Raw genomic sequence first — 24,291 nt, 5'->3', positions numbered from 1 at the left:
GCCAGCCGAGTGCCCACCATTCCCGAATTGCATCCGGGCTACGCTCGCTCAGAGGCATCGCTGCGTAGACGCCCATAGAAACGACAAAGGCCGCTGAAGAGCGGCCTTTGTCGTTGAGCGAACGGCTTACTCGGCCAGACGCCAGGTAGTGCCGCCCTTGCCATCTTCCAGCACCACGCCCATGGCAGTGAGCTGGTCGCGGATGCGGTCGCTTTCTGCCCAGTTCTTGTCGGCGCGCGCCTGCAGGCGCGCAGCGATCAGCGCTTCGACTTCGGCGGCATCGACTTTGCCGACAGCACCGGCCTGGAGGAATGCCTCGGGCTCAAGCTGCAGCACGCCGAGTACGCTGGCCAGTTGCTTGAGCTGCGCCGCCAGACCAGCAGCGGCCTGCACGTCCGACTCACGCAGGCGGTTGACCTCGCGGATCATCTCGAACAACACCGCGCAGGCTTCGGGCGAGTTGAAATCGTCGTCCATCGCTGCACCGAAGCGCTCGACGAAGGCTTCGCCACCGGCAGGTGCTGCTTCCGGCAGACCTTTGAGGCCATTGTAGAAACGCTCCAGGGCGCCCTTGGCTTCCTTGAGGCTCTCTTCGGAGTAGTTGATCGGGCTGCGATAGTGGCTGGACACCAGCAGGTAGCGCACCACCTCCGGGTGATACTTCTCCAGCACCTCACGAATGGTGAAGAAGTTGCCCAGGCTCTTGGACATCTTTTCGCCATCCACGCGCACCGCGCCGGCATGCATCCAGGCATTGGCGTACTGCTTGCCGGTGGCCGCCTCGCTCTGCGCGATCTCGTTCTCGTGGTGCGGGAACACCAGATCCGGGCCACCGCCATGGATGTCGAAGGTCTCACCCAGGCAGCAGGTGGACATCACCGAGCACTCGATGTGCCAGCCCGGACGACCCTTGCCCCAGGGCGAATCCCAGCTCGGCTCGCCCGGTTTGGCGGCTTTCCAGAGCACGAAGTCCAGCGGGTCTTCCTTGATTTCGTCGACTTCGATGCGCGCGCCGATCTTCAGCTCGTCGATCTTGCGGCGCGACAGCTTGCCGTAGGTCTCGAACTTGGTGACGCGGTAGTACACGTCGCCATTGCCCGGCGCGTAGGCGAAGCCCTTGTCGATCAGGGTCTGGATCATCTGGTGCATGCCGGCGATATGGCCGGTGGCGCGCGGTTCGATGTCCGGACGCAGCACGCTCAGACGCGCCTCGTCTTCGTGCATCGCAGCGATCATGCGCTCGACTAGCGCCTCGAACGGCTCGCCGTTCTCGTTGGCCCGGCGGATGATCTTGTCGTCGATGTCGGTGATATTGCGCACGTAGGTCACGTCATAGCCGCGCTGACGCAGCCAACGGGTGACCACGTCGAAGGCGACCATCACCCGGGCATGACCGATATGGCAGAAGTCATAGACAGTCATGCCGCATACGTACATACGCACGCTGTTACCGATCAGCGGCTTGAACGGTTCCTTGACCTTGCTGAGCGTGTTGTAGATCGACAGTGCCATTACTGCCCCCAGGAATCGCGCAGGGTGACGGTGCGGTTGAACACCAGCGCCTCGGCGGTCGAGTCCTTGTCGAGGCAGAAGTAGCCTTCGCGCTCGAACTGGAAGCGGTCATCGGCAGCAGCCTTGGCCAGCGACGGCTCGGCGCGGCAACCGGTGAGCACCACCAGCGATTCCGGGTTGATGTTGTCGAGGAAGCTACCACCCTCTTCCGCTTTCTCGGGGTTGGCCGAGCGGAACAGGCGATCGTACAGACGCACTTCGCACTCGACGCTCTCGGCCGCCGGCACCCAGTGGATCACGCCCTTTACCTTGCGGCCTTCCGGGTTCTTGCCCAGGGTGTTCTCGTCATAGCTGCAGCGCAGCTCGACGATGTTGCCGGCGGCGTCCTTGATGGCTTCGTCGGCGCGAATCACGTAGCTGCCGCGCAGACGCACTTCGCCACCCGGGATCAGACGCTTGAAGCCGTCCGGTGGGGTTTCCTCGAAATCGCTGGCGTCGATGTAGATCTCGCGGGAGAACGGCAGCACGCGCACGCCCATGTCCTGCTTGGGATGGCGCGGCAGTTCGAGGTTCTCGACCTGGCCTTCTGGATAGTTGGTGATCACCACTTTCAGCGGCTTGAGCACGCACATGGCGCGCGAGGCGTTGGCGTCCAGATCGTCACGGATGGCGAACTCGAGCATGCCGATATCCACCAGGCCGCCAGCGCGGTTGACGCCGATCATGTCGCAGAAGGCGCGGATCGAAGCCGGGGTATAGCCACGACGACGGTAGCCGGACAGGGTCGACATGCGCGGGTCGTCCCAGCCATTGACGTGCTTCTCGTCGACGAGCTGCTTGAGCTTGCGCTTGCTGGTGATGGTGTAGTTCAGGTTCAGGCGGGCGAATTCGTACTGACGCGGCTGCGCCGGCACCGGCAGGTTGGCCAGGAACCATTCGTACAGCGGGCGGTGATCTTCGAACTCCAGGGTGCAGATCGAGTGGGTGATGCCCTCGATGGCATCCGACTGACCATGGGTGAAGTCGTAGCTTGGGTAGATACACCACTTGTCACCGGTCTGATGGTGATGAGCGTGGCGAATGCGATAAAGGATTGGGTCACGCAGGTTGATGTTCGGCGAAGCCATGTCGATCTTGGCGCGCAGGGAACGGGCGCCATCGGGGAACTCGCCGGCTTTCATGCGGGCGAACAGGTCGAGGTTTTCCTCGACGCTGCGCTCGCGGAACGGGCTGTTCTTGCCCGGCTCGGTCAGGTTGCCACGGTATTCGCGCATTTCCTCGGCATTGAGGTCGCAGACGAAGGCCTTGCCGGCCTTGATCAGTTCGATGGCCCAGGCGTGCAGCTGGTCGAAATAATTGGAGGCGTAGCGTTCCTCACCGGCCCACTTGAAGCCCAGCCACTCGACGTCGGCCTTGATCGCGTCGATGTATTCCTGGTCTTCTTTGGCCGGGTTGGTGTCGTCGAAACGCAGGTTGCACTGGCCGCCGAACTCTTCGGCCAGGCCGAAGTTCAGGCAGATGCTCTTGGCATGGCCGATGTGCAGGTAGCCGTTGGGCTCCGGCGGAAAGCGGGTCACGATCGTGGCGTGCTTGCCGCTGTCCAGGTCTGCCTGAACGATGGGACGCAGGAAGTTGGCAGCTTTTTCGACGGTAGGCTTGCTCATGGTGTCCTTAACAATACTGGCGCGGCACAGGGTAGGCCGCTTCGGGCAAAGTCCGTATCATAACCAACCTGTCAAGCCCCTGACAGGGTGCATGCCAACCTGTCAGGGCTGTTCACCCACGAGCCACTGGCTCGAATCTGCCTCATCACGGATACGATCATGATCAAACTGCACACCAACCACGGCGTCATCACCCTGAACCTGTTCGCCGACAAGGCCCCGGAAACCGTGGCCAACTTCGAGCAATACGTGAAGGAAGGCCATTACGACGGCACCATTTTCCACCGTGTGATCGGCAACTTCATGATCCAGGGCGGCGGTTTCGAGCCGGGCATGAAGCAGAAGCCGACCCGCGCACCGATCAAGAACGAGGCCAACAACGGCGTCGCCAACAAGGTCGGCACCATCGCCATGGCGCGCACCATGGAGCCGCATTCGGCCAGCGCACAGTTCTTCATCAACGTCGCCGACAACAGCTTCCTCAACCACAGCGCACCGACCGTTCAGGGCTGGGGCTACGCCGTATTCGGTGAAGTGGTCGAAGGCATGGACGTGGTCGAGAAGATCAAGGGCGTCGCCACCACCATGAAATCCGGCCACCAGGACGTACCGGTGGAAGACGTGATCATCGAGAAGGCTGAAATCGTAGCCGAGTAAGTCGATGATCCTGCTGATCTCCGATCTGCACCTCGAAGAGAAACGCCCGGACATCACCCGGGCGTTTCTGCATTTTCTCGCCACCCGCGCGCGTCAGGCCGAGGCGCTGTACATCCTCGGTGACTTCTTCGAAGTCTGGATTGGCGACGACGGCATGACGCTATTCCAGTACGAGATCGCCCGCGCCCTGCGCGAGCTGAGTGATGCCGGCACGCGTATCTACCTGATGCACGGCAATCGCGACTTTCTCATCGGCAAGCGCTTCTGCCGCGAGGCGGGTTGCACCCTGCTGAAGGATCCGACCCTGGTGCATTTGGGTGGCGAGCCGGTGCTGCTGATGCACGGCGACAGCCTGTGTACCCTTGATGTCGGCTACATGAAACTGCGCCGCTGGCTGCGCAACCCGCTCTCGCTGCTGATTCTTCGTAACCTGCCGCTCACTACCCGGCAGAAGCTGGCGCGCAAGCTACGCAACGAAAGCCGCGCGCAAACGCGGACGAAGGCCAGCGAGATCGTCGATGTCACGCCAGAGGAAGTGGTCAAGGTGATGGCCGAGCACGGCGTGCGCACGCTGATCCATGGCCATACCCACAGGCCGGCGATGCATGAGCTGGAAGTCAACGGCCAACCGGCACGGCGCATCGTGCTGGGGGACTGGGATCGCCAGGGCTGGGCATTGCAGATTGACGGCGCGGACTGGCAGCAGGCGCCCTTCCCGCTCACCTGATCACGGCCAGGATCTGTTGACGCTTCGCTCGCGGTCGCGCCGAAACGTCAACAGCCCCTAACCCACGCGATATTGCGGGCTTTCCTGGATGGTCTGTGCCAGGCGCCGGGCGGCCTCATTGACCTGATCGGCGACAAACAGGGTGATATCCGTCGCGGGCAGCCCAGGCAGGGTTTCGATCACCCGCAGATCCGGCTCCAGGGTCGAACGTGGCACGATGCCTACCCCGATTCCGGCACGCACCGCAGCCAATACCCCGGCGCGGCTTTGGCTGGCAAAGGCGATGCGGTAAGGAATGCCGGCTGCCGCGAGTGCCAGGCAGGCCGAGTCACGGTGCAGGCAACCCTCGACGAATACCGCCAGCGGCAAGGGCGTACGCTCGTGGAGCGCATGGGCATCGGTGCGCACCCAGACCAACTGATCGCGAAACAACCGGTTCCCGCCGCCGGAAGCCACGGACATCTCCGCCAACGCCAGATCCAGCTTGCCCTCTGCCACGCATGCCGCCAGGTATTCGGGGCGATGATCACAGAGCACCTCCAGGCTGGCCTCGGGATAACTCAGCACGAAGGCTTCCAACAGCGGCGTGAGCGTGCGCGTGGCGTACTGGTCATGGGTGCCCAGGCGCACCCGCCCACCCACATCGGCATGGCGAAAGCTTCCCAGCACGCGGTCATGCAGGTTGAGCAATTGCTGGGCGTGGGCTTTCAACTGCTCCCCGGCATGCGTCAGCCGCACGCCGTACTGCCCACGCTGCAGCAACTCGGTCGCCACCAGGGCCTCCAGACGGCTGAGTTGCATGCTGATGGTCGACGGGGCGCGATGCAGGCGCAAGGCCGCACTGGTCAGGTTGAGCGTCTCGGCGACCACCACGAAGGTACGCAGCAGGGCTATGGGCAGGTCGCGCATCGCAGAATTCAGCTTTGTTGAAGGCGGCGATCAATATTTATCGTTTCCGCGAACTCTGGCAAGTCTCTATGTTAGGCACCATCCGCTGCCTGCGGATGCCCAGCCAATCTTCTCGGAGCCTGAATCCATGCGGATGCCCGCCACGTTCGCCTTGAACCAGATCGTCAGCCATGGATTCGGCATGTTCCTGTTCGCTGCCGTACTGCCCTTCATGGGGGCATCGATCGGCTTCAGTGCCTGGCAACTGGCGACCATCGGCGCCCTCACCCAGTTGGCCTATCTGGGCGGGGCCCTGCTGCTGGGCACGCTTGGCCATCACCTGGGCACCAGCCGCCTGGCACTGCTGACCGGCATCGTCAGCAGTTGCCTGCTGTTCATGATGTCGCAACTGCGCGACCCCATCGTTATCAGCCTGGTGCTGACCTGCCTGGCGGCCAGCGCTGCGATCAGTTGGGGCTGCATCGTCGAGATTCTCAGCCGCTGCGCCCGCCCCGAGGATCGCGCCACCTACCTCTCCTGCGCGTCCAGCGGTACGGCCTGGGGGTATGCCATCAACGGCCTGCTGATACTACTGGTGGTACCGGCGCTCGGCTGGCAGATGAGCTGGCAGCTCGCCTCGCTGTTCGGCGCGCTGGTGGTGTGCCTGACCTGGCACCTGCTGCGGCACCTGCCGAAGATGCCGGGAGCGCAGCAGGACAATCACGAGGCGATGCTTGCGCCCCGCCGCCTGCTGGCTGTCATCCTCGGTGAGCGCACCGCCCTGATCGCCTGCCTGATCTGCCTGCTGGTCGGGTTCACCACCATGCCCTTCTCCTACTGGCTCAACACCTATCTGGATGAACTCGGCTTGCCAGCCACGCTGGGCGGTTACACCTGGGCGATGGTCGGCGGCACCGGCATGCTCGCCGGCCTGATCATTGGCAGACTGGCCGACCGCAAGGGCCATGGCATGGCACTGCTGGTGATCTTCAGCGTTTTTGCTCTGGGCCTCTGGGCCTTTGCCCAGGATCCAGGGCGCTGGGCACTGGCGGCGGGCTTTGGTTATGGCCTGATGTATTTCCCGATGTGGGGCATCGTTGCCGGCTGGGTCAATCGCCGCTACGCATCCACGGCCACCATGCAGATCAGTGGTATCTGCATGGTGACTTTCGGCCTGGGCGGAGCATTGGGCAATCTGCTGACCGGCTATGTGCGCGACACCACCGGTTCACTGGAAAGCGTGTTCTTCGCTCTGGCCGGCATTTCCTCGCTGCTGGTGCTACTGGCGTTGCTCATCCTGCGCGGGGACAAGGCCTCGTTGGCGCCGCCGACAGCGGCGGGTACCTGCTGATGTAGAACGCTAAAGGGGTATGCCACTGTGGAAACGGAACTGCTCATCCGGCGAGGTGATCAGTTCCTGCTCCATCGCACGTACCACCTCGATACGCGCATCCACGTCAGCGGCGTCACCATACAGATAGGCAAGCTTGAGATAGCCGCGGTAGTGACGCCCTTCACTCTCCAGCAAGCCGGCGTAGAACTTGGCCAACTCGGCATCCAGCCGCGGCACCAGCGCGGCGAAGCGCTCGCAGGAGCGCGCCTCGATGAAGGCGCCGACCACCAGTACGTCCACCAGGCGCTCGACTTCACCACCGCGCAACAAGGCCCGCAGCCCAGCAGCATAGCGCGAGGCGGAAACATGGCGAACCTCGATACCGCGCCCGCGAATGATCTTGCTCACCTGCTCGAAGTGCACCAGCTCCTCACGGGCCAAACGCGACATTCTCGCGGTCAATTCGGTCTTGGTCAGGTAACGCCCCATCAGACTCAGGGCCGTTTGCGCGGCCTTGTATTCCAGGTTGCGGTGGTCCAGCAGAAGGATTTCCTGCTGGCGCAGAGCCTCGTCCAGCCAGGCGTCGGGGGTAGCAACGCCACCGAGAAACGCGAGAATTTCCTGCAGGATAGTGACAGGTTCCTCGGTATTACTCGGAACATGCTGGGCATTTGACATCATGATTGAAGCGCTCTCGGTGCTGGCGAGGTTGAACATGGCGGGCCATTATACGAGTGGCAGGCCGCACGACCAGCGCGCTTGATACAGGTCAAGAAGTCGCTGGCGACGACGCACCTATAGTTGAACGATCGATGTTCATTCTCAGGGAGACGACCATGCAAGCGATCCGTAGCATTCTGGTGGTGGTGGAGCCCCAGCATCCCGAAGGCCTCGCCCTGAAGCGGGCAAAACTGATAGCAGGCGTTACCCAGTCGCACCTGCACCTGCTGGTCTGTGACAAGAAGGGCGATCACAGTGCCCTGCTCAACGACCTGCGCAGCAACCTGGCCCAGGAAGGCTTCAGCGTCACCACCCAGCAAGCCTGGCATGACAACCTGCACCAGACCATCATCGCCATCCAGCAAGCCGAAGGCTGTGGCCTGGTGGTCAAGCAACACCTGCCGGACAACCCCTTGAAGAAGGCGATCCTCACCCCGGAGGACTGGAAACTGCTGCGCTACTGCCCGGGCCCGGTGCTGATGGTCAAGACCGACACGCCCTGGACCGGCGGCATCATTCTCGCCGCCGTCGACGTCGGCAACGCCGACAGCGAGCACCGCACGCTGCATGCCGGCATCATCAGTCATGGCTACGACATCGCCGGCCTGGCCAAGGGCGATCTGCATGTGATTGCCGCTCACCCATCGCCGATGCTCTCCGCTGCCGACCCAACCTTCCAGCTCAAGGAAACCATCGAGGCTCGCTACCGTGAGCAATGCAAAAGCTTCCAGGCCGAATACGACATCAGCGACGAACGCCTGCATGTCGTGGAAGGCCCGGCAGACGTCCTGATCCCGCAGGTCGCCCATCAACTCAAGGCGGCGGTCACGGTAATCGGTACGGTCGCTCGCACCGGCCTTTCCGGTGCGCTGATCGGCAACACGGCGGAAGTGGTGCTGGATTCGCTGGAAAGCGATGCCCTGGTGCTCAAGCCAGATGAAGTCATCGCCCACCTCGAAGAACTGGTGGCACAGCGCTGACCCGTGCCGGAAACGAAAATGCCGCTCTGCAACGAGCGGCATTTTTCTTTACCCAGGAAGCGGACTAGACCCGCAGTTCCAACCCTTCGCAGAGAAACTTCGGCGCGATATAGCGCTCGTAATGCGCCTCGGACAACAGGAAGAACTCGCGGTCGATGGCATCGCGCAGCTCGGTTAGTGCCCAACCGCGAAACTCCGGCAGCAGCACCATGCCATAGGCCTCCAGTTGATTGATCATCCGCGCACCGCGCGCAATCAACTGGTAAGCCCAGCAGTAAGGGGACTGCTGCGGCAGGAAGCGGATCTGCCGCTGCTCGAGCTGCGTCCGCAGGCGCCCCTCATCGAAGACCTCCAGCTTGGCCGTCATGACCTGCACAAGGAGCGCCTCGAGACGAGACCAGACCGCGCGCTTCTCTTGCTCGTCATAGCTGTTCCAGTTGATCACTTCGTGATGGAAACGCTTGCATCCGCGGCAGACGACATCGCCGTAGACGGTCGAGCAAAGACCTACGCAAGGTGTCTTGATACGCTGATTGGACATGGCAGGGCGATACGAAAGGCAGAACGGCCCCGCATCTTAGCCCTTTGTCTAATCCAGTTCACCCCTGGCGAGCGCTGGACATCGGCTTAACTTTATCTGCACTTTCCAGTAGAATCGGCCCGCCTTTTAAGGCGCCAATGTCCGTTGGAAGCTGTTTTCAAAGCGTCACGAGCACAGTCGATCCTTGTAGGTACGATGGCGATGCAGCCGTTTGGAGTCCCCCCGAACGTCTGCATCGACCAGCAACGCTACCGTCCTACAGGCGTAAAACTTTGAAAGCAGCTTCTGGAAGAAACTCGTGAAACCTCGGCTGCTCGGCCCATAAAGCCGAAATGCGCTTGGTTCATGGCTTTCTGGATCGCGTCCCGGACAACCCTTTGGGACCACTGATGAGGGTAATACTGTGCTTGAAGCCTATCGCAAACACGTAGAAGAGCGTGCCGCCCTGGGAATCGTTCCCCAGCCGCTGAACGCCGAGCAGACTGCTGGCCTGGTCGAACTGCTGAAGAACCCGCCGGCTGGCGAAGAAGAATTCCTGCTGGATCTGATCACCAATCGCGTGCCGCCAGGCGTCGACGAAGCCGCCTACGTCAAGGCCGGTTTCCTCTCCGCTGTCGCCAAGGGCGAAGCCTCCTCCCCGCTGATCAGCAAGGCCCGCGCAGTCGAACTGCTGGGCACCATGCAGGGCGGCTACAACATCGCCACCATGGTCGAACTGCTGGACAGCGCCGAGCTGGCCACTGTTGCCGCCGAGCAACTCAAGCACACCCTGCTCATGTTCGACGCCTTCCACGACGTCGCCGAGAAAGCCAAGGCTGGCAATGCCAACGCCAAGGCCGTGATGCAATCCTGGGCTGACGGCGAGTGGTTCAAGGCCCGTCCGGCCATCGCCGAGAAGTACACCCTGACCGTATTCAAGGTGCCTGGCGAAACCAACACCGACGACCTGTCCCCTGCCCCGGACGCCTGGTCGCGCCCTGACATCCCGCTGCATGCCCTGGCCATGCTGAAGATGGCCCGTGACGGCATCGAGCCCGAGCAGCCGGGCTCGGTTGGCCCGCTGAAGCAGATCGAAGCCGTTCGCGCCAAAGGCTTCCCGGTTGCCTACGTCGGTGACGTGGTCGGTACCGGTTCTTCCCGTAAGTCCGCCACCAACTCGGTGCTGTGGTTCTTCGGTGACGACATCCCCTACGTGCCGAACAAGCGCGCTGGTGGCTTCTGCTTCGGCACCAAGATCGCCCCGATCTTCTACAACACCATGGAAGATGCCGGCGCCCTGCCGATCGAATTCGACTGCACCAACCTGGCCATGGGCGACGTCATCGACGTCTACCCGTACAAGGGCGAAGTTCGCCGTCATGGCAGCGATGAGCTGGTCACCAACTTCGAACTGAAAACCGAAGTGCTGCTCGACGAAGTCCGCGCTGGCGGCCGTATCCCGCTGATCATCGGCCGCGGCCTGACCGAGAAGGCTCGTGCCGAACTGGGTCTGGGCGCTAGCGACCTGTTCAAGAAGCCGGAAGCACCGGCTGACAGCGGCAAGGGTTTCACCCTGGCACAGAAGATGGTTGGTCGCGCCTGCGGTCTGCCGGAAGGCCAAGGCGTACGCCCAGGCACCTACTGCGAACCGAAGATGACCACCGTCGGCTCGCAAGACACCACCGGCCCGATGACCCGTGACGAGCTGAAAGACCTGGCGTGCCTGGGTTTCTCCGCTGACCTGGTGATGCAGTCGTTCTGCCACACCGCTGCCTATCCGAAGCCAATCGACGTCACCACCCACCACACCCTGCCGGATTTCATCCGCACCCGTGGCGGCGTATCCCTGCGTCCGGGCGACGGCATCATCCACAGCTGGCTGAACCGCATGCTGCTGCCGGACACCGTCGGCACCGGCGGTGACTCGCACACCCGCTTCCCGATCGGCATTTCCTTCCCGGCCGGTTCCGGCCTGGTGGCCTTCGCCGCTGCTACCGGCGTCATGCCGCTGGACATGCCGGAATCGGTGCTGGTGCGCTTCAAAGGCAAGCTGCAACCGGGCATCACCCTGCGTGACCTGGTACATGCCATTCCTTACTACGCCATTCAGCAAGGCCTGCTGACTGTCGAGAAGAAAGGCAAGAAGAACATCTTCTCCGGCCGCATCCTGGAGATCGAAGGTCTCAACGAGCTGACCGTCGAGCAGGCTTTCGAGCTGTCCGACGCCTCTGCCGAGCGTTCCGCTGCCGGTTGCACCATCAAGCTGCCGGAAGAATCGATCGCCGAGTACCTGAAGTCCAACATCACCCTGCTGCGCTGGATGATCAGCGAAGGCTACGGTGATCCGCGCACCCTGGAGCGCCGCGCCCAAGCCATGGAAGCCTGGCTGGCCAAGCCGGAGCTGCTGGCTGCCGACGCCGATGCCGAATACGCCGCCGTGATCGAGATCGATCTGGCCGACGTCAAGGAGCCGGTACTCTGCGCGCCGAACGACCCGGACGACGCCCGTCTGCTGTCCACCGTCGCTGGCGACAAGATCGACGAAGTGTTCATCGGCTCGTGCATGACCAACATCGGTCACTTCCGCGCTGCCGGTAAGCTGCTGGACAAGGTCAAGGGTGGCATTCCGACCCGTCTGTGGCTGGCCCCGCCAACCAAGATGGATGCTCACCAACTGACCGAAGAAGGCTACTACGGCATCTACGGCAAGGCTGGCGCGCGTATGGAAATGCCGGGCTGCTCGCTGTGCATGGGTAACCAGGCGCGCGTACAGACCGGTTCCACCGTGGTCTCCACCTCGACCCGTAACTTCCCGAACCGCCTGGGCGACGCCACCAACGTCTATCTGGCTTCGGCTGAGCTGGCCGCAGTGGCCTCGATTCTCGGCAAACTGCCGACCGTCGAGGAGTACCTGCAGTACGCCAAGGACATCGACAGCATGGCTGCCGACGTCTACCGCTACCTGAGCTTCGATCAGATCGCCGAGTTCCGCGAAGCCGCCGAAAGCGCCAAGATCCCGGTCGTTCAGGCCTGATCCTCTAGCGTTTGAAAGAGCCCCGCCCCGTGCGGGGCTTTTCATTTGTGCCTGCCTTGCTCGACCTCTACGGCCTGGCATAGGCATTGCTTCGTTGCGAGACATAAGTCCTTCCAACGGTGGAAGGTGCTTTCGACAATGGCGTCGTTCTGGTGCGTACCTGTTCTGCAGGCACGCCTCGGTACGACGCTTTTTTATGGCCGACGCCCGCCGGCGACGGTCTTGCAAGGGACTCATATGAGCGAATTCGACACTCCACGCAGTGACGCACTGGCCTGGGCCCATGGCAGCGGCGCCCCGGAAAAGCGCGTGTTGAACATCGGTTTCATGGCCTTGAGCGATTCGGCATCCGTGGTCGTCGCGGCCACTCAGGGCTTTGCCGAAAAGCACGGCCTTAGTCTGCGCCTGCAGCGCCAGGCATCCTGGGCCGCCTTGCGTGATCGCCTGATCAGTGGCGAGCTGGATGCCGCTCACTGCCTCTACGGTTTGATCTATGGCGTGCAGTTGGGGCTCGACGGTGGAATGCCGAGCAACATGGCGGTACTCATGGGCCTCAATCAGAATGGGCAGAGCATCAACCTGTCGCGAGCCCTGCAACAGGCCGGCGTGACCAGCGGTGAGGCACTGGCACAGCGCACGCACCAAAGCAGCGCACGCCTGAAGTTTGCCCAGACCTTCCCCACCGGCACCCATGCCATGTGGCTCTATTACTGGCTTGCCAGCCAGGGCATTCACCCACTGCAGGATGTGGACAGCGTCGTGGTACCGCCGCCCCAGATGATCGAGCACCTGAAAGCGCAGCGTATCGATGGCTTCTGTGTCGGCGAGCCCTGGACCGCCAAGGCCGTAGAGGATGATCTCGGCTGCATGCTCACCACTACCCAGGCGATCTGGCCGGATCATCCAGAGAAAGTACTTGGCAGCACCCGCGCCTTTGTTGAGCAGCACCCCAATACTGCGCGCGCCCTGATCATGGCCGTGCTGGAAGCCAGCCAATTCATCGATGCCAACGAGGAAAATCGACGCAGTACGGCGCAACTGCTTAGCGGCAGCGAGTATGTCGATGCGCCGTTGTCCGCAATCCTGCCGCGCTTTCTCGGCCATTATCAGGACGGTCTCGGCAACGCCTGGCAAGACGCTCATCGCCTGCGCTTTCACGGCGACGGCGCAGTCAACCTGCCCTACCTGTCCGACGCCATGTGGTTCATGACCCAGTTCCGTCGCTGGGGGTTGCTGCGCGAGGATCCTGACTACCTCGGCATCGCCCGGCAGGTGCAACAACTGGAACTCTACCGACAGGCTGCAGAGGCACTGGGCATCGCCTGCCGCGAACCGATGCGCAGCAGCATGCTCAAGGACGGCCCACGCTGGGACGGCAGCGATCCGGCAGGTTACGCGCGCAGCTTCGCCCTGCATGCCATGACCAACCACCCCGCGCTCAGCGCCTGACGTGCAGGAGAGCCCATCATGCTGCGCATCCTGCTGATCGATGACACCCCGAAAAAAGTCGGCCGCCTGAAGAACGCCCTGATCGAGGCGGGCTTCGAAGTAATTGACGAATCCGGCCTGACCATCGACCTGCCTGCTCGCGTCGAAGCCGTGCGCCCCGACGTGATCCTCATCGACACCGAATCCCCCGGCCGCGATGTGATGGAACAGGTGGTTCTGGTCACGCGTGACCAACCTCACCCCATCGTCATGTTCACCGACGAACACGACCCCGGCGTGATGCGCCAGGCGATCAAGAGCGGCGTCAGCGCCTACATCGTCGAAGGCATCCATGCGCAACGCTTGCAACCGATCCTCGACGTCGCCATGGCGCGCTTCGAAAGCGACCAGGCGCTACGCGCCGAGCTGCAGGCGCGTGATGCTCAGTTGGCCGAGCGCAAGCGCATCGAACTGGCCAAAGGCCTGCTGATGAAGATGAAAAGCTGCGACGAAGAAGAGGCCTACACCCTGATGCGCCGCCAGGCCATGAGCCGCCAGCAGAAGCTGATCCAGGTGGCCGAACAGATCATCGCCATGCACGACATGCTCGGGGGCTGACTGTTACGCCTGCGCAGCGCCTGACTGTGCTGGACAGCCCTATTCATCGCGACGTATTGTCGGCGGCGGCCACAGCAGTGGCCAACGTCGCTCGGACGGTTCCGGGCGCTTACGTCTCTCGAGGAAATCATGGCTGATAACGCCAAGCGCCGCTTTGCGCGCATCGATCGTCTCCCCCCCTACGTTTTCAACATCACCGCTGAACTGAAGATGGCTGCACGTCGTCGCGGTGAGGACATCATCGACTTCTCCATGGGCAACCCCGATGGTGCGACTCCGCCGCACATCGTCGAAAAGCTCGTGCAGGTCGCCCAGCGTGAAGATACCCACGGTTACTCCACCTCCCGCGGTATTCCGCGCCTGCGCCGCGCCATCTCGCGCTGGTATCAGGAACGCTACGCGGTAGAGATCGACCCGGAAAGCGAGGCCATCGTCACCATCGGCTCCAAGGAAGGCCTGGCCCATTTGATGCTGGCCACCCTCGATCATGGCGACACCGTGCTGGTGCCCAACCCCAGCTACCCGATCCATATTTATGGTGCGGTGATCGCTGGCGCGCAGGTGCGCTCCGTGCCGCTGGTGCCGGGCGTGGATTTCTTCAACGAACTGGAACGCGCCATCCGCGAGTCGATCCCGAAGCCGAAGATGATGATCCTCGGCTTCCCCTCCAACCCTACCGCACAGTGCGTGGAGCTGGACTTCTTCGAGCGCGTGGTCGCCCTGGCCAAGCAGTACGACGTGCTGGTGGTGCACGACCTGGCCTACGCCGACATCGTCTATGACGGCTGGAAAGCGCCGTCGATCATGCAGGTACCGGGCGCCAAGGACATCGCGGTGGAGTTCTTCACCCTGTCCAAGAGCTACAACATGGCCGGCTGGCGCATCGGCTTCATGGTCGGCAACCCGGAACTGGTCAATGCCCTGGCGCGGATCAAGAGCTACCACGACTACGGCACCTTCACCCCACTGCAAGTAGCCGCCATTGCCGCTCTGGAAGGCGACCAGCAATGCGTGCGCGATATCGCCGAGCAGTATCGCCAGCGCCGTAACCTGCTGGTCAAGGGCCTGCACGAGATCGGCTGGATGGTCGAGAACCCCAAGGCCTCAATGTACATCTGGGCCAAGATTCCCGAGGCCTATGCTCACCTGGGCTCGCTGGAGTTCGCCAAAAAGCTGCTGGCCGAGGCCAAGGTCTGCGTATCACCAGGCCTGGGCTTTGGCGATTACGGTGACGACCATGTGCGCTTCGCCCTGATCGAGAACCAGGATCGTACTCGTCAGGCACTGCGGGGCATCAAGGCCATGTTCAGAGCAGATGGATTGTTGCCGGCGAAAAAAGCCAAAGCCGATAACGAGTGAAACGAGGGCGCCGCACAGGCGCCCTTTTCATTTCAGCCGGAATAATCCAGAGCCGTCCAATTGCGACTCAGCGCCTGAGACAACACGCACTGCGGGCTCTCCAGTGCCTCATTGAACACCAGGGTCGTTTCACCCTCGGCCTCGCCATGGCGCTCGGTGAGCCACTGCAACTTGCCGCAGTTAGGGGTCTCGATTACATAGCTGGCCGCCACGGCCGAGTGGTACCCAGGCAAGTGGATGACATCCAGCACCTTGCCCGCCTCTTCTATGCGCCGACCGTCGGAAACCAGGACGGCCCAGGCCTGCTCGCCATCAATGACCAAATAGGCACCATTGGCCTGGGGGCGCTCGACCTGGGGTTGCGCGCACCCACCCAGCATCGCCAATAGCACAATCGTCATGAGCATCTGTTGCATTGCCTGTCACTCCTCTCATCAGGGCGCCCTTCAGGGATCGGGCGGGTCGATGTTGCTGCAGTGACCCAACTATTACTCGATACTGTTTATTTGTACAGTACTTTTAGTTTAGGCTTGAACGACAGATCAATGACCGTTTGCACAGGAGCATCAACATGCTGGACGTATTGCAGGTGAAGCATCAGGTGAACCGCATGCCGCTGGAACGAGTGCGTGGCATGGTCGAGGAACTGCAGCGAGAGGGCCTGGTAATGGAAGGCCGCACGCCCTTCAATCGCCTGCACTTCAATACCTGCTTCGCCGAGATCGAGGCCCTTCTGCAACGTGCCGGCTACCACCGGCAACTCGATGTGGTTGGCTATCAGGGGCAGGCCTATGCCTTGTTCGATCCCGCCCGCTGGGAGGCGGTCGAGGTGCTGCGCTGGCTACGCGACTTCGTCGACGAGGCGCGCAGCGTGCCTGCTTCCTGAAAGCATCTGGAACCCGTCCGCGGCCAGAGGCGAACGCGAGCGTCCATCGCTTGCGCCTTCGAGCAGCTATTGGCCACTATCGAAGCGCTCTAAATCGGGCATGAGCAGCGGAACCAATCGCTTCGCCGAGACACGAAAGGGAGTTTCCGATCCTCAAGAAAGGCCCTCAGCGTGCTCGATCTCACCACCTGGAACCTGTCGATTCCAACCGACTCAACACCGACCACCATTAGCACCGAACGCCTGAACAATGGCTATCAAAGCCAGTATTTCAGGCGCAATGACGACGGTAGCGTCACCTTCTGGGCGCCGGTAACCGGCTCGACCAGCGAGGATGCCATCTACCCGCGCAGCGAATTGCGCGAAACGCAAAGCGACGGTGCCCTGGACAACTGGCTCTACGCCGGTGCCGACAACTATCTCAGCGCCGTACTCACGGTCAATCAGATACCCAGCCGCAGCAAGGTCGTGGTGGGGCAAATCCATAGCACCGACGCCGCAGGCAGCCAGAACGATCCACTCGTCAAGCTGCAGTACTACCGCAACAGCGCCGGAGTCGGCCGCCTGGAGGCGTTGCTGCGTCTACACCCGGGCGACACCCAGGTGAAGAACATCCTGATCGCAGACGGTATCGACCTGAACGAGCGCTTCAGCTACGAATTGCGCCTGACATCGAGCGGTCGCCTGGGCATTCGGGTCGAGAGCGCCGACGGCGACAAAGGCTCGTATTACCGCCAACTGAGCAGCGCCTGGAGCAATGATTTGCTGTATTTCAAGGCTGGCGCCTACATTCAGGACAACAGCGGCCCGAGCAACGAGGGTGGCCGCGTCACGTTTTATCACCTGAACACCTTGCACCGTTGAGCGTAGCGGCGGCTTACAATCGCCACTTTGCCCCGGATAAAACTGAACATGGCCCGTCTGACGCTGGACTTCCCCGAAGATCAATACTGCTACAGCACTCACCTCACCGTACGGGTCACCGATATCAACGGCGCCAACCATCTGGGCAATGATTCGATGATCTCGATGATTTCCGAGGCGCGGGCGCGCTTTCTCTTCGAATTCGGCATCCGCGAGACCGATGGCAGCGGTACCGGCATCATCGTCACCGACCTGGCCACCACCTACCGCGCCGAAGCCCATGCCCGTGACCAGTTGCTGTTCGAGGTCGGCGTGATGGACTTCAACAAGTACGGCGGCGACATCACGTTTCGCATCAGTCGGCCAGCAGACGGCGCACTGGTGGCAATGGCCAAGTCGGGATTCGTCTTCTTCGATTACCAAGCCTCGAAGGTGGTGCCGATGCCGGAAACCTTCAGCGCCAAGTTCCCCAAGGTCAATCGCATAACGGGCTGAGCCACCGCTTGGCCTGACACTTGCTCCGGGGTGCCTGAACACATCAGCACAATGCTCGCCTGATAGGGGCGGGCTCCCTGGGAGCGACAGCAATGCCAGCCATGCGCAAACGAGCTCAACGTGCCGCCCTGATCGCCAGCCTGTCGGCCTGGCCACTTCTCGTCATGCCCCTGCCCACGCACGCAACCGCGACCGCCACCGGCAGCGCAACGGTGCAAACGCAGCGCTGAGCGCCCCAATGCGGAGCAGAAGGCATCGCACATCGACGGCCTGCACATCCAGGAAACCCGCGCCAGCGGCGCTAGCATCTTCTGGCGCGCCTCTTGCTAGATTGGTTTCAAGGTAGCCAACGGCGGCCACCTTCCGCACGACAACGACGTCGCCTCACCCAGCCTCAGGGCTTGTGGTGGAGCGGCGTTTTTTGTGCCTGCCCCAATGCTCGGGGCTGGCGTCGGTCTCCTGATACGAGCCCTCGCCATTCGTTCGAACCTGCCGTGGCCCTGGCCACGAACTGCGCCAATACGCGTAGCTCAGCAGGCAAGGCCGCCGTGTCCACTCTCACGCGTCCCTGTCTGTCGGGCTCATCAAGCTGACGAGGTGATCGATGAACACGAGTTTCTGGAAGGCCGGCCATGCCCCAACCCTGTTTGCAGCATTTCTCTATTTCGACCTGAGTTTCATGGTCTGGTACCTGCTCGGCCCGCTTGCCGTGCAGATTGCCACCGACCTGCAACTGAACGCCCAGCAACGCGGCCTGATGGTGGCCACACCGATTCTCGCCGGGGCGGTACTGCGCCTGCTCATGGGTTTTCTCGCGGATCGACTTTCGCCAAAAACCGCCGGGCTGATCGGCCAGGTGATGGTCATCGTGGCGCTGTTCGGTGCCTGGCGAATCGGCATCGGCAGCTATGAACAGGCCTTGCTGCTGGGGCTGTTCCTTGGCTTCGCGGGGGCTTCCTTCGCCGTGGCCTTGCCACTGGCCTCGCAGTGGTACCCGCCACAGCATCAGGGCAAGGCCATGGGCATCGCCGGCGCGGGCAATTCCGGCACCGTGCTGGCGGCGTTGTTCGCTCCGGGCCTGGCGGCACTATTCGGCTGGCAGAACGTTTTCGGCTGGGCCCTGCTACCGCTGCTGGTGACGCTGGTGGTCTTTGCCTTGCTGGCACGCAACGCCCCCAACCGCCCCAAACCCAAAGCGCTCGCTGACTACCTCAAAGCCCTGGGTGACCGGGACAGCTGGTGGTTCATGTTCTTCTACAGCATCACCTTTGGCGGCTTCATCGGCCTGGCCAGTGCCCTGCCCGGCTACTTCAGCGACCAATACCAGCTCAACCCGGTGACTGCCGGCTACTACACGGCGGCTTGCGTCTTCGCTGGCAGCCTGCTGCGCCCACTGGGCGGCGCGCTGGCCGATCGTATCGGCGGCATTCGCAGCCTGCTGATGATGTATGCCATCGCCTCATCGTGCATTGCCGTCGTTGGCTTAAACCTGCCCAGTTCCAACGCGGCACTGGCTTTGTTCGTCGTCGCCATGCTCGGCCTCGGCGCCGGTAACGGAGCAGTGTTCCAACTGGTGCCACAGCGTTTCAGCAAGGAAATTGGCGTAATGACCGGCCTGATCGGCATGGCGGGCGGCATTGGCGGTTTCTTGCTGGCGGCCGGCCTGGGCGCCATCAAGCAGCATAGCGGTGACTATCAGCTCGGTCTGTGGCTGTTCGCCAGCCTGGGCGTGCTGGCCTGGGTCGGCCTGCATGGCGTCAAACAGCGCTGGCGCACCACCTGGGGCAGTGCCGCCCTCACCGCCGCCAGGGTCTGATGAGCCGCCTGCAACTGGCCACCGGCGAAGCCAGCGCCAGTGGGCCACGCAATGAAAATCAGGATGCCCTGCGCGTGGTCACGCCCGCTCCGGCACTGGCAGCCAGCAAAGGCTACCTCTGTGCACTGGCTGACGGCGTCAGTCAGTGCACAGATGGCGGTCTTGCCTCGCGTGCCACTCTGCAGGCGCTGGCCCTGGACTACTACGCTACGCCGGAAACCTGGCCGGTGCAGCACAGCCTGGATCGCCTGCTGCTGGCCCAGAACCGTTGGCTGCAGGCCAACGGCGGCGGCCAGCCGCTGCTCACGACGCTAACGGCACTGGTGCTGCGCGGGCGGCATTATTTTCTCGCCCATGTCGGCGACTGCCGCGCCTATCTATGGCGCGACGGCCAGTTGTTGCGCCTGACCGAGGAGCATGTGTGGGAACAACCCGGCATGCAGCACGTGCTGACCCGCGCGCTCGGCCTGGATCAGCATTTGGTGGTGGACTACCGGGACGGCGAGCTGCAGCCTGGTGATGCCTTCCTGCTGCTCAGCGACGGCATCTGGGCCACACTCGGCGAACCGGCACTGACCCTCGCCCTGCAGCGCGAGGATGCGCCAGAGGCCATCTGCGCCAGCCTGGTCGAAGAGGCGCACCATGCAGGCAGTCAGGACAACGCCAGCGCTTTGCTGGTCAGGGTCGAACGACTGCCAGACGCCTCTCTCGCCGATACCCTGGCACAACTGGAACACTGGCCGCTGCCCCCAACCCTGCGCGCTGGCCAGCGCTTCGAAGGCTGGCACATCGCGGGCCTGCTCAACGCCTCACGCCAATCGCTCATGTACCGGGTACGCGATGATCAAGGTCAGTCATGGCTGCTGAAGACTCTGCCCGTGGAGCGCCACGATGAGGCCGAAGCCGGCCCCGCACTGCTGCAGGAAGAGTGGTTTCTACGCCGCATCGCAGGCCCCCACTTCCCGCAACTGCACACCTTGCCGCAGCGTCAGCACCTGTACTACGTGCAGCGCGAGTACCCTGGCCAAACCCTAGCTGCACGCTTGCAGAATCAGGGGCCAATGCAACTGGCGGACTGGCGCCTGCTGGCTGCAGACCTGATCAAGGCCATCGGCCTGCTGCACCGGCGCAACATCCTGCATCGCGATATCAAGCCGGAAAACCTGCTGCTCGGCGATGACGGCGTGCTGCGCGTGCTGGATTTCGGCCTGGCCTACTGCCCCGGCCTCTCGACCGAGGACGCTCATGGCGTGCCTGGTACGCCCAGCTATATCGCCCCAGAAGCCTACGCAGGCGCACCGCCAAGCGCTGCGCAGGATCTGTACGCCACCGGCGTGACGCTTTATCGACTGCTGACCGGGCACTATCCACAGGGTGAAGTGGAGGCTTTTCAGCGCCCACGCTTCGGCCAAGCCATCGCCGCCAGCCGCTACCGGCCAGATCTACCGGCCTGGCTTGACGATATCCTTGCACGCGCTCTGGCCAATGATCCGGCACAGCGCTTCGAAACCGCCGAGCAATGGCTGCTGGCCCTGGAACAAGGCGAGCGCCTGTCACTGTCAGTTCGCCCGCGTCCCTTGCTCGAACGTGAACCGTTAAAGGTCTGGCGCACCCTGGCACTCGTCTCGCTGCTGCTGAACCTGAGCCTGGTGATTGCGCTATTGCTCTAGCCGCCACGGCCTGCCTCACCGACAGGAAACGCACCAGCCCTGCGCAAAAAGATTCAAAATAGTGCACGAAAAGCACAATAGCGCCTTCAGTCAGGCAGCAACTCCCTGAAAAAGCGAGGGGATCAGCAACTTGGCACAAGGGCTGCATCGCGATAGGCACAACCGATTAAAGCGCGCTTTCAACGAAGAAAGCGCTCCCCGACAACTCGGGATCTGGACAAAGGCGTCCTCGCTAGGCAACTGGCGGGACGCCTTTTTTGTTCCCGGCGGTTCCTGGCGGCAACCCTTTCTGGCTCGTCATTACGGCGACCAGGTTTCCGTGATTTTTCCTCCAGGAGACAGCCGGCATGCAAAAACTCAAGCTGGTGATGATTGGCAACGGCATGGCGGGTGTGCGCACCCTCGAAGAGCTGCTCAAGCTCGCCCCCGATCTTTATGACATCACCGTGTTCGGCGCCGAACCGCACCCCAACTACAATCGCATCCTGCTCTCGCCGGTGCTGGCTGGCGAGCAGGCATTCGAGGAGATCGTACTCAACGATCTGAACTGGTACGCCGATAACGGCATCAAGCTGCTGCTCGGACGCAAGGTGGTGAAGATCGACCGCAAGGCGCGCCGGGTGATCGCCGACGATGGCAGCGAGGCCGAGTACGACCGTCTGCTCATCGCCACCGGCTCCACACCCTTTATCCTGCCGGTACCCGGCAAGGATCTGGCCGGGGTAATCGGCTACCGCGACATCGCCGACACCCGCATGATGATGGACACCGCCAAGACCCATAAGCATGCCGTGGTCATCGGCGGCGGCCTGCTCGGCCTGGAAGCGGCAAACGGCCTCAAGCTGCGCGGCATGGACGTGACCGTGGTGCACATCGGCGACTGGCTGCTGGAGCGTCAGCTCGACCGCACCGCCGGTGAGCTGCTGCAGAAATCCCTGGAAGATCGCGGCCTGAAGTTCCTCCTGCCCAAGCACACCGCCGAACTGCTGGACAACGGCGAAGGCCGCGTCTGTGCAGTGAAGTTCAAAGACGGTGAGGTCATTCCGGCCGACCTGGTGGTGATGGCCGCCGGCATCCGACCCAACAGCGAACTGGCTGAAAGCGCCGGCATCGCCTGCAACCGTGGCATCCTGGTCAACGACACCCTGCAGACCTTCGACCCACGCGTCTACGCCATCGGCGAATGCGCCAGCCACCGTGGTATCGCCTACGGCCTGGTGGCGCCGCTGTTCGAGCAGGCCAAGGTCTGCGCCAACCACCTGGCCCAGTTCGGCTACTCGCGCTACCAGGGCTCGGTGACCTCGACCAAGCTCAAGGTCACCGGCATCGACCTGTTCTCCGCCGGCGAATTCATGGGCGGCGAAGGCACCGAGACCATCACCCTCTCCGACCCCATCGGCGGCGTGTACAAGAAGCTGGTGATCAAGGACGACGTGCTGGTCGGCGCCTGCCTGTATGGCGACACCGCCGATGGCGGCTGGTACTTCCGCCAGATCCGCGAGGGCCACAATGTCAGCGAAATTCGCGACCACCTGATGTTCGGCGAGGGCGCCATCGGCGACGTCGGTCACCAGGGCGCCGACAAGACCGCCAACATGCCCGACAGCATGGAAATCTGCGGCTGCAACGGCGTGTGCAAGGGCACCATCGTCAAAGCCATCCAGGAAAACGGCCTGTTCTCTGTCGACGAGGTGAAAAAGCACACCAAGGCGGCCAGTTCCTGCGGTTCCTGCACCGGCCTGGTGGAGCAGATCCTGATCAGCACCGTGGGCGGCGCGGCAGACGTCAAGCCCAAGAGCGAGAAGGCCATCTGCGGTTGCTCCGACCTCAACCATGGGCAAATCCGCAAGGCCATCCGCGACGAGCATCTGACCTCCATGGCGCAGACCATGGTGTTTCTCAACTGGAGCACGCCCAACGGCTGCGCCACCTGCCGCCCGGCGCTGAACTACTACCTGATCTCCACCTGGCCAGGCGAGGCCAAGGATGACCCGCAGTCGCGCCTGATCAACGAACGCGCCCACGCCAATATCCAGAAAGACGGCACCTATTCGGTGGTGCCGCGCATGTGGGGTGGCGTGACCAATCCGTCCGAGCTACGGCGCATCGCTGATGTGGCCGACAAGTACAACGTGCCCATGGTCAAGGTCACCGGCGGCCAGCGAATCGACCTGCTCGGCATCAAGAAGGAAGACCTGCCAGCGGTATGGAAGGAGCTGGACATGCCCTCCGGCCACGCCTACGGCAAGTCCATCCGCACCGTGAAGACCTGTGTCGGCAGCGAGTTCTGCCGCTTCGGTACGCAGAACTCCACCCAACTGGGCATCGACCTTGAGCACGACCTGTTCAACATGTGGTCTCCGCACAAGGTCAAGCTGGCGGTCTCCGGCTGCCCGCGCAACTGCGCCGAGGCCGGCATCAAGGACGTTGGCATCATCGGTGTGGACTCGGGCTTCGAGCTGTACATCGGCGGCAACGGCGGGATCAAGACCGAGGTCGCCGAGTTCTTCGTCAAGGTGAAGACCGCCGAAGAGGTACGCGAATACAACGCCGCCTTCCTCCAGCTGTATCGCGAGGAGGCCTTCTACCTCGAACGCACCGTGCACTACCTGCAGCGCGTCGGCATGGAGCACATCAAGAAGGCCGTGCTGGAAGACGAAGCCAACCGTAAAGCCCTGGCTGCGCGCCTGCACTACGCTCTGTCGTTCGAGCAGGATCCGTGGAAGCAGCGCATCGAAACGCCGCAACTGAAGAAGGAATTCGACCCCATCAAGGTCGTGCAACTCGAGGAGGCCACGGTATGAACTGGCTGGATATCTGCGCCCTGGACGAAATCAACCCGCTCGGCTCACGCATCGTCGCCGGGCCTAAAGGCGATATCGCCGTCTTCCGTACTGGCGACGACGAGGTTTTCGCCCTCGACGACCGCTGTCCGCACAAGGGCGGCCCGCTGTCCCAGGGACTGATCTATGGCAAGCGCGTGGCCTGCCCGCTACACAACTGGCAGATCGAGCTGGACAGCGGCACCGCAGTGGCGCCGGACGTGGGCTGTGCCCATCGACACCACGCCCGGGTGGAAAACGGCCGCGTACTGCTGGCCTTCGCCTAACGCCGTGTGGG

The 24,291-nt window shown here is 62.5% G+C and carries 21 protein-coding genes; 15 read left to right on the top strand and 6 right to left on the bottom strand.

Features of this window, described 5'->3' with window-relative positions; all coding sequences use genetic code 11:
* Positions 1 to 126: 126 nt before the first annotated feature.
* Both cysS and VC352_RS00790 read right to left on the bottom strand, forming a co-directional pair.
* Positions 127 to 1,512, bottom strand: coding sequence for a cysteine--tRNA ligase (gene cysS, locus VC352_RS00795; protein WP_322977685.1), 1,386 nt, complete (start codon positions 1,510 to 1,512; stop codon positions 127 to 129).
* Positions 1,512 to 3,176 carry a glutamine--tRNA ligase/YqeY domain fusion protein gene (locus tag VC352_RS00790; RefSeq protein WP_322977684.1) on the bottom strand — a complete coding sequence of 555 codons (1,665 nt, stop codon included), beginning with the start codon at positions 3,174 to 3,176 and terminating at the stop codon, positions 1,512 to 1,514. Before VC352_RS00790 ends, cysS begins: the two co-directional genes overlap by 1 nt.
* A 159-nt stretch (positions 3,177 to 3,335) precedes the next feature.
* On the opposite strand from VC352_RS00790, the gene VC352_RS00785 reads away from it, so the two are divergent.
* Together VC352_RS00785 and lpxH are read left to right on the top strand one after the other, a co-directional pair.
* On the top strand, positions 3,336 to 3,833 hold the full coding sequence (locus VC352_RS00785; protein ID WP_322977683.1) for a peptidylprolyl isomerase: 498 nt from the start codon (positions 3,336 to 3,338) through the stop codon (positions 3,831 to 3,833).
* 4 nt (positions 3,834 to 3,837) lie between these two features.
* The gene (lpxH, locus tag VC352_RS00780; RefSeq protein WP_322977682.1) at positions 3,838 to 4,560 is read left to right on the top strand and encodes a UDP-2,3-diacylglucosamine diphosphatase; all 723 of its coding nucleotides are present in this window, start codon (positions 3,838 to 3,840) and stop codon (positions 4,558 to 4,560) included.
* A gap of 57 nt (positions 4,561 to 4,617) precedes the next feature.
* Here lpxH and VC352_RS00775 read toward each other — a convergent pair whose 3' ends face one another.
* Positions 4,618 to 5,469 (bottom strand): LysR substrate-binding domain-containing protein, encoded by an 852-nt coding sequence (locus VC352_RS00775; RefSeq protein WP_322977681.1) that lies wholly within the window; start codon positions 5,467 to 5,469, stop codon positions 4,618 to 4,620.
* Positions 5,470 to 5,602: 133 nt separating this feature from the next.
* Between VC352_RS00775 and VC352_RS00770 the strand changes: the two genes are divergently transcribed.
* Positions 5,603 to 6,799 carry an MFS transporter gene (locus VC352_RS00770; protein WP_322977680.1) on the top strand — a complete coding sequence of 399 codons (1,197 nt, stop codon included), beginning with the start codon at positions 5,603 to 5,605 and terminating at the stop codon, positions 6,797 to 6,799.
* A gap of 9 nt (positions 6,800 to 6,808) precedes the next feature.
* On the opposite strand, the gene VC352_RS00765 is transcribed toward VC352_RS00770, so the two are convergent.
* Entirely contained in the window at positions 6,809 to 7,462 is a 654-nt protein-coding gene (locus VC352_RS00765; protein WP_322977679.1) for a tRNA-(ms[2]io[6]A)-hydroxylase, read from the bottom strand.
* A 155-nt stretch (positions 7,463 to 7,617) separates the two neighbouring features.
* On the opposite strand from VC352_RS00765, the gene VC352_RS00760 reads away from it, so the two are divergent.
* Positions 7,618 to 8,481, top strand: a complete 864-nt coding sequence (locus VC352_RS00760) for a universal stress protein (RefSeq protein ID WP_322977678.1) — start codon at positions 7,618 to 7,620, stop codon at positions 8,479 to 8,481.
* 64 nt (positions 8,482 to 8,545) lie between these two features.
* Here the strand turns inward: VC352_RS00760 and VC352_RS00755 are convergent, their stop codons facing one another.
* Complete coding sequence (locus tag VC352_RS00755; protein ID WP_322977677.1) at positions 8,546 to 9,022, bottom strand: DUF1289 domain-containing protein; 477 nt, start codon at positions 9,020 to 9,022, stop codon at positions 8,546 to 8,548.
* Positions 9,023 to 9,425: 403 nt separating this feature from the next.
* On the opposite strand from VC352_RS00755, the gene acnB reads away from it, so the two are divergent.
* The 4 genes from acnB to alaC all read left to right on the top strand — a co-directional run bounded on the left by acnB (position 9,426) and on the right by alaC (position 15,440).
* Entirely contained in the window at positions 9,426 to 12,035 is a 2,610-nt protein-coding gene (gene acnB / locus VC352_RS00750) for a bifunctional aconitate hydratase 2/2-methylisocitrate dehydratase (protein ID WP_322977676.1), read from the top strand.
* Positions 12,036 to 12,272: 237 nt separating this feature from the next.
* Complete coding sequence (locus VC352_RS00745) at positions 12,273 to 13,484, top strand: CmpA/NrtA family ABC transporter substrate-binding protein (RefSeq protein WP_322977675.1); 1,212 nt, start codon at positions 12,273 to 12,275, stop codon at positions 13,482 to 13,484.
* Between the two features lie 18 nt (positions 13,485 to 13,502).
* Positions 13,503 to 14,081 carry an ANTAR domain-containing response regulator gene (locus VC352_RS00740; RefSeq protein WP_322977674.1) on the top strand — a complete coding sequence of 193 codons (579 nt, stop codon included), beginning with the start codon at positions 13,503 to 13,505 and terminating at the stop codon, positions 14,079 to 14,081.
* Between the two features lie 129 nt (positions 14,082 to 14,210).
* Positions 14,211 to 15,440: an alanine transaminase gene (alaC, locus tag VC352_RS00735; protein WP_322977673.1), complete on the top strand. Its 1,230-nt coding sequence runs from the start codon at positions 14,211 to 14,213 to the stop codon at positions 15,438 to 15,440.
* Positions 15,441 to 15,472: 32 nt separating this feature from the next.
* Here the strand turns inward: alaC and VC352_RS00730 are convergent, their stop codons facing one another.
* Complete coding sequence (locus tag VC352_RS00730; RefSeq protein ID WP_322977672.1) at positions 15,473 to 15,856, bottom strand: hypothetical protein; 384 nt, start codon at positions 15,854 to 15,856, stop codon at positions 15,473 to 15,475.
* A 155-nt stretch (positions 15,857 to 16,011) separates the two neighbouring features.
* On the opposite strand from VC352_RS00730, the gene VC352_RS00725 reads away from it, so the two are divergent.
* The 7 genes from VC352_RS00725 (at position 16,012) to nirD (ending at position 24,280) form a co-directional block, all read left to right on the top strand.
* Positions 16,012 to 16,326 (top strand): transcriptional regulator, encoded by a 315-nt coding sequence (locus VC352_RS00725; protein ID WP_322977671.1) that lies wholly within the window; start codon positions 16,012 to 16,014, stop codon positions 16,324 to 16,326.
* A gap of 171 nt (positions 16,327 to 16,497) precedes the next feature.
* A complete protein-coding gene (locus tag VC352_RS00720; protein WP_322977670.1) occupies positions 16,498 to 17,190 on the top strand; it encodes a polysaccharide lyase family 7 protein in 693 nt (230 codons plus the stop codon).
* 48 nt (positions 17,191 to 17,238) lie between these two features.
* The gene (locus tag VC352_RS00715) at positions 17,239 to 17,685 is read left to right on the top strand and encodes a thioesterase family protein (protein WP_322977669.1); all 447 of its coding nucleotides are present in this window, start codon (positions 17,239 to 17,241) and stop codon (positions 17,683 to 17,685) included.
* Positions 17,686 to 18,289: 604 nt separating this feature from the next.
* The gene (locus tag VC352_RS00710; RefSeq protein WP_322977668.1) at positions 18,290 to 19,501 is read left to right on the top strand and encodes a nitrate/nitrite transporter; all 1,212 of its coding nucleotides are present in this window, start codon (positions 18,290 to 18,292) and stop codon (positions 19,499 to 19,501) included.
* A complete protein-coding gene (locus VC352_RS00705; RefSeq protein WP_322977667.1) occupies positions 19,501 to 21,171 on the top strand; it encodes a bifunctional protein-serine/threonine kinase/phosphatase in 1,671 nt (556 codons plus the stop codon). The genes VC352_RS00710 and VC352_RS00705 overlap by 1 nt, the downstream gene beginning before the upstream one ends.
* 347 nt (positions 21,172 to 21,518) lie before the next feature.
* Positions 21,519 to 23,975, top strand: coding sequence for a nitrite reductase large subunit NirB (gene nirB, locus VC352_RS00700; RefSeq protein ID WP_322977666.1), 2,457 nt, complete (start codon positions 21,519 to 21,521; stop codon positions 23,973 to 23,975).
* Positions 23,972 to 24,280: a nitrite reductase small subunit NirD gene (gene nirD / locus VC352_RS00695; RefSeq protein WP_322977665.1), complete on the top strand. Its 309-nt coding sequence runs from the start codon at positions 23,972 to 23,974 to the stop codon at positions 24,278 to 24,280. The genes nirB and nirD overlap by 4 nt, the downstream gene beginning before the upstream one ends.
* Positions 24,281 to 24,291: the final 11 nt, after the last annotated feature.

The sequence above is a fragment of the Pseudomonas sp. C11 genome, from assembly GCF_034683865.1.
GTDB lineage: Bacteria > Pseudomonadota > Gammaproteobacteria > Pseudomonadales > Pseudomonadaceae > Aquipseudomonas.
Note: the sequence above shows the minus strand (reverse complement) of the source record. Positions and strands in the feature narration are given on the sequence as shown.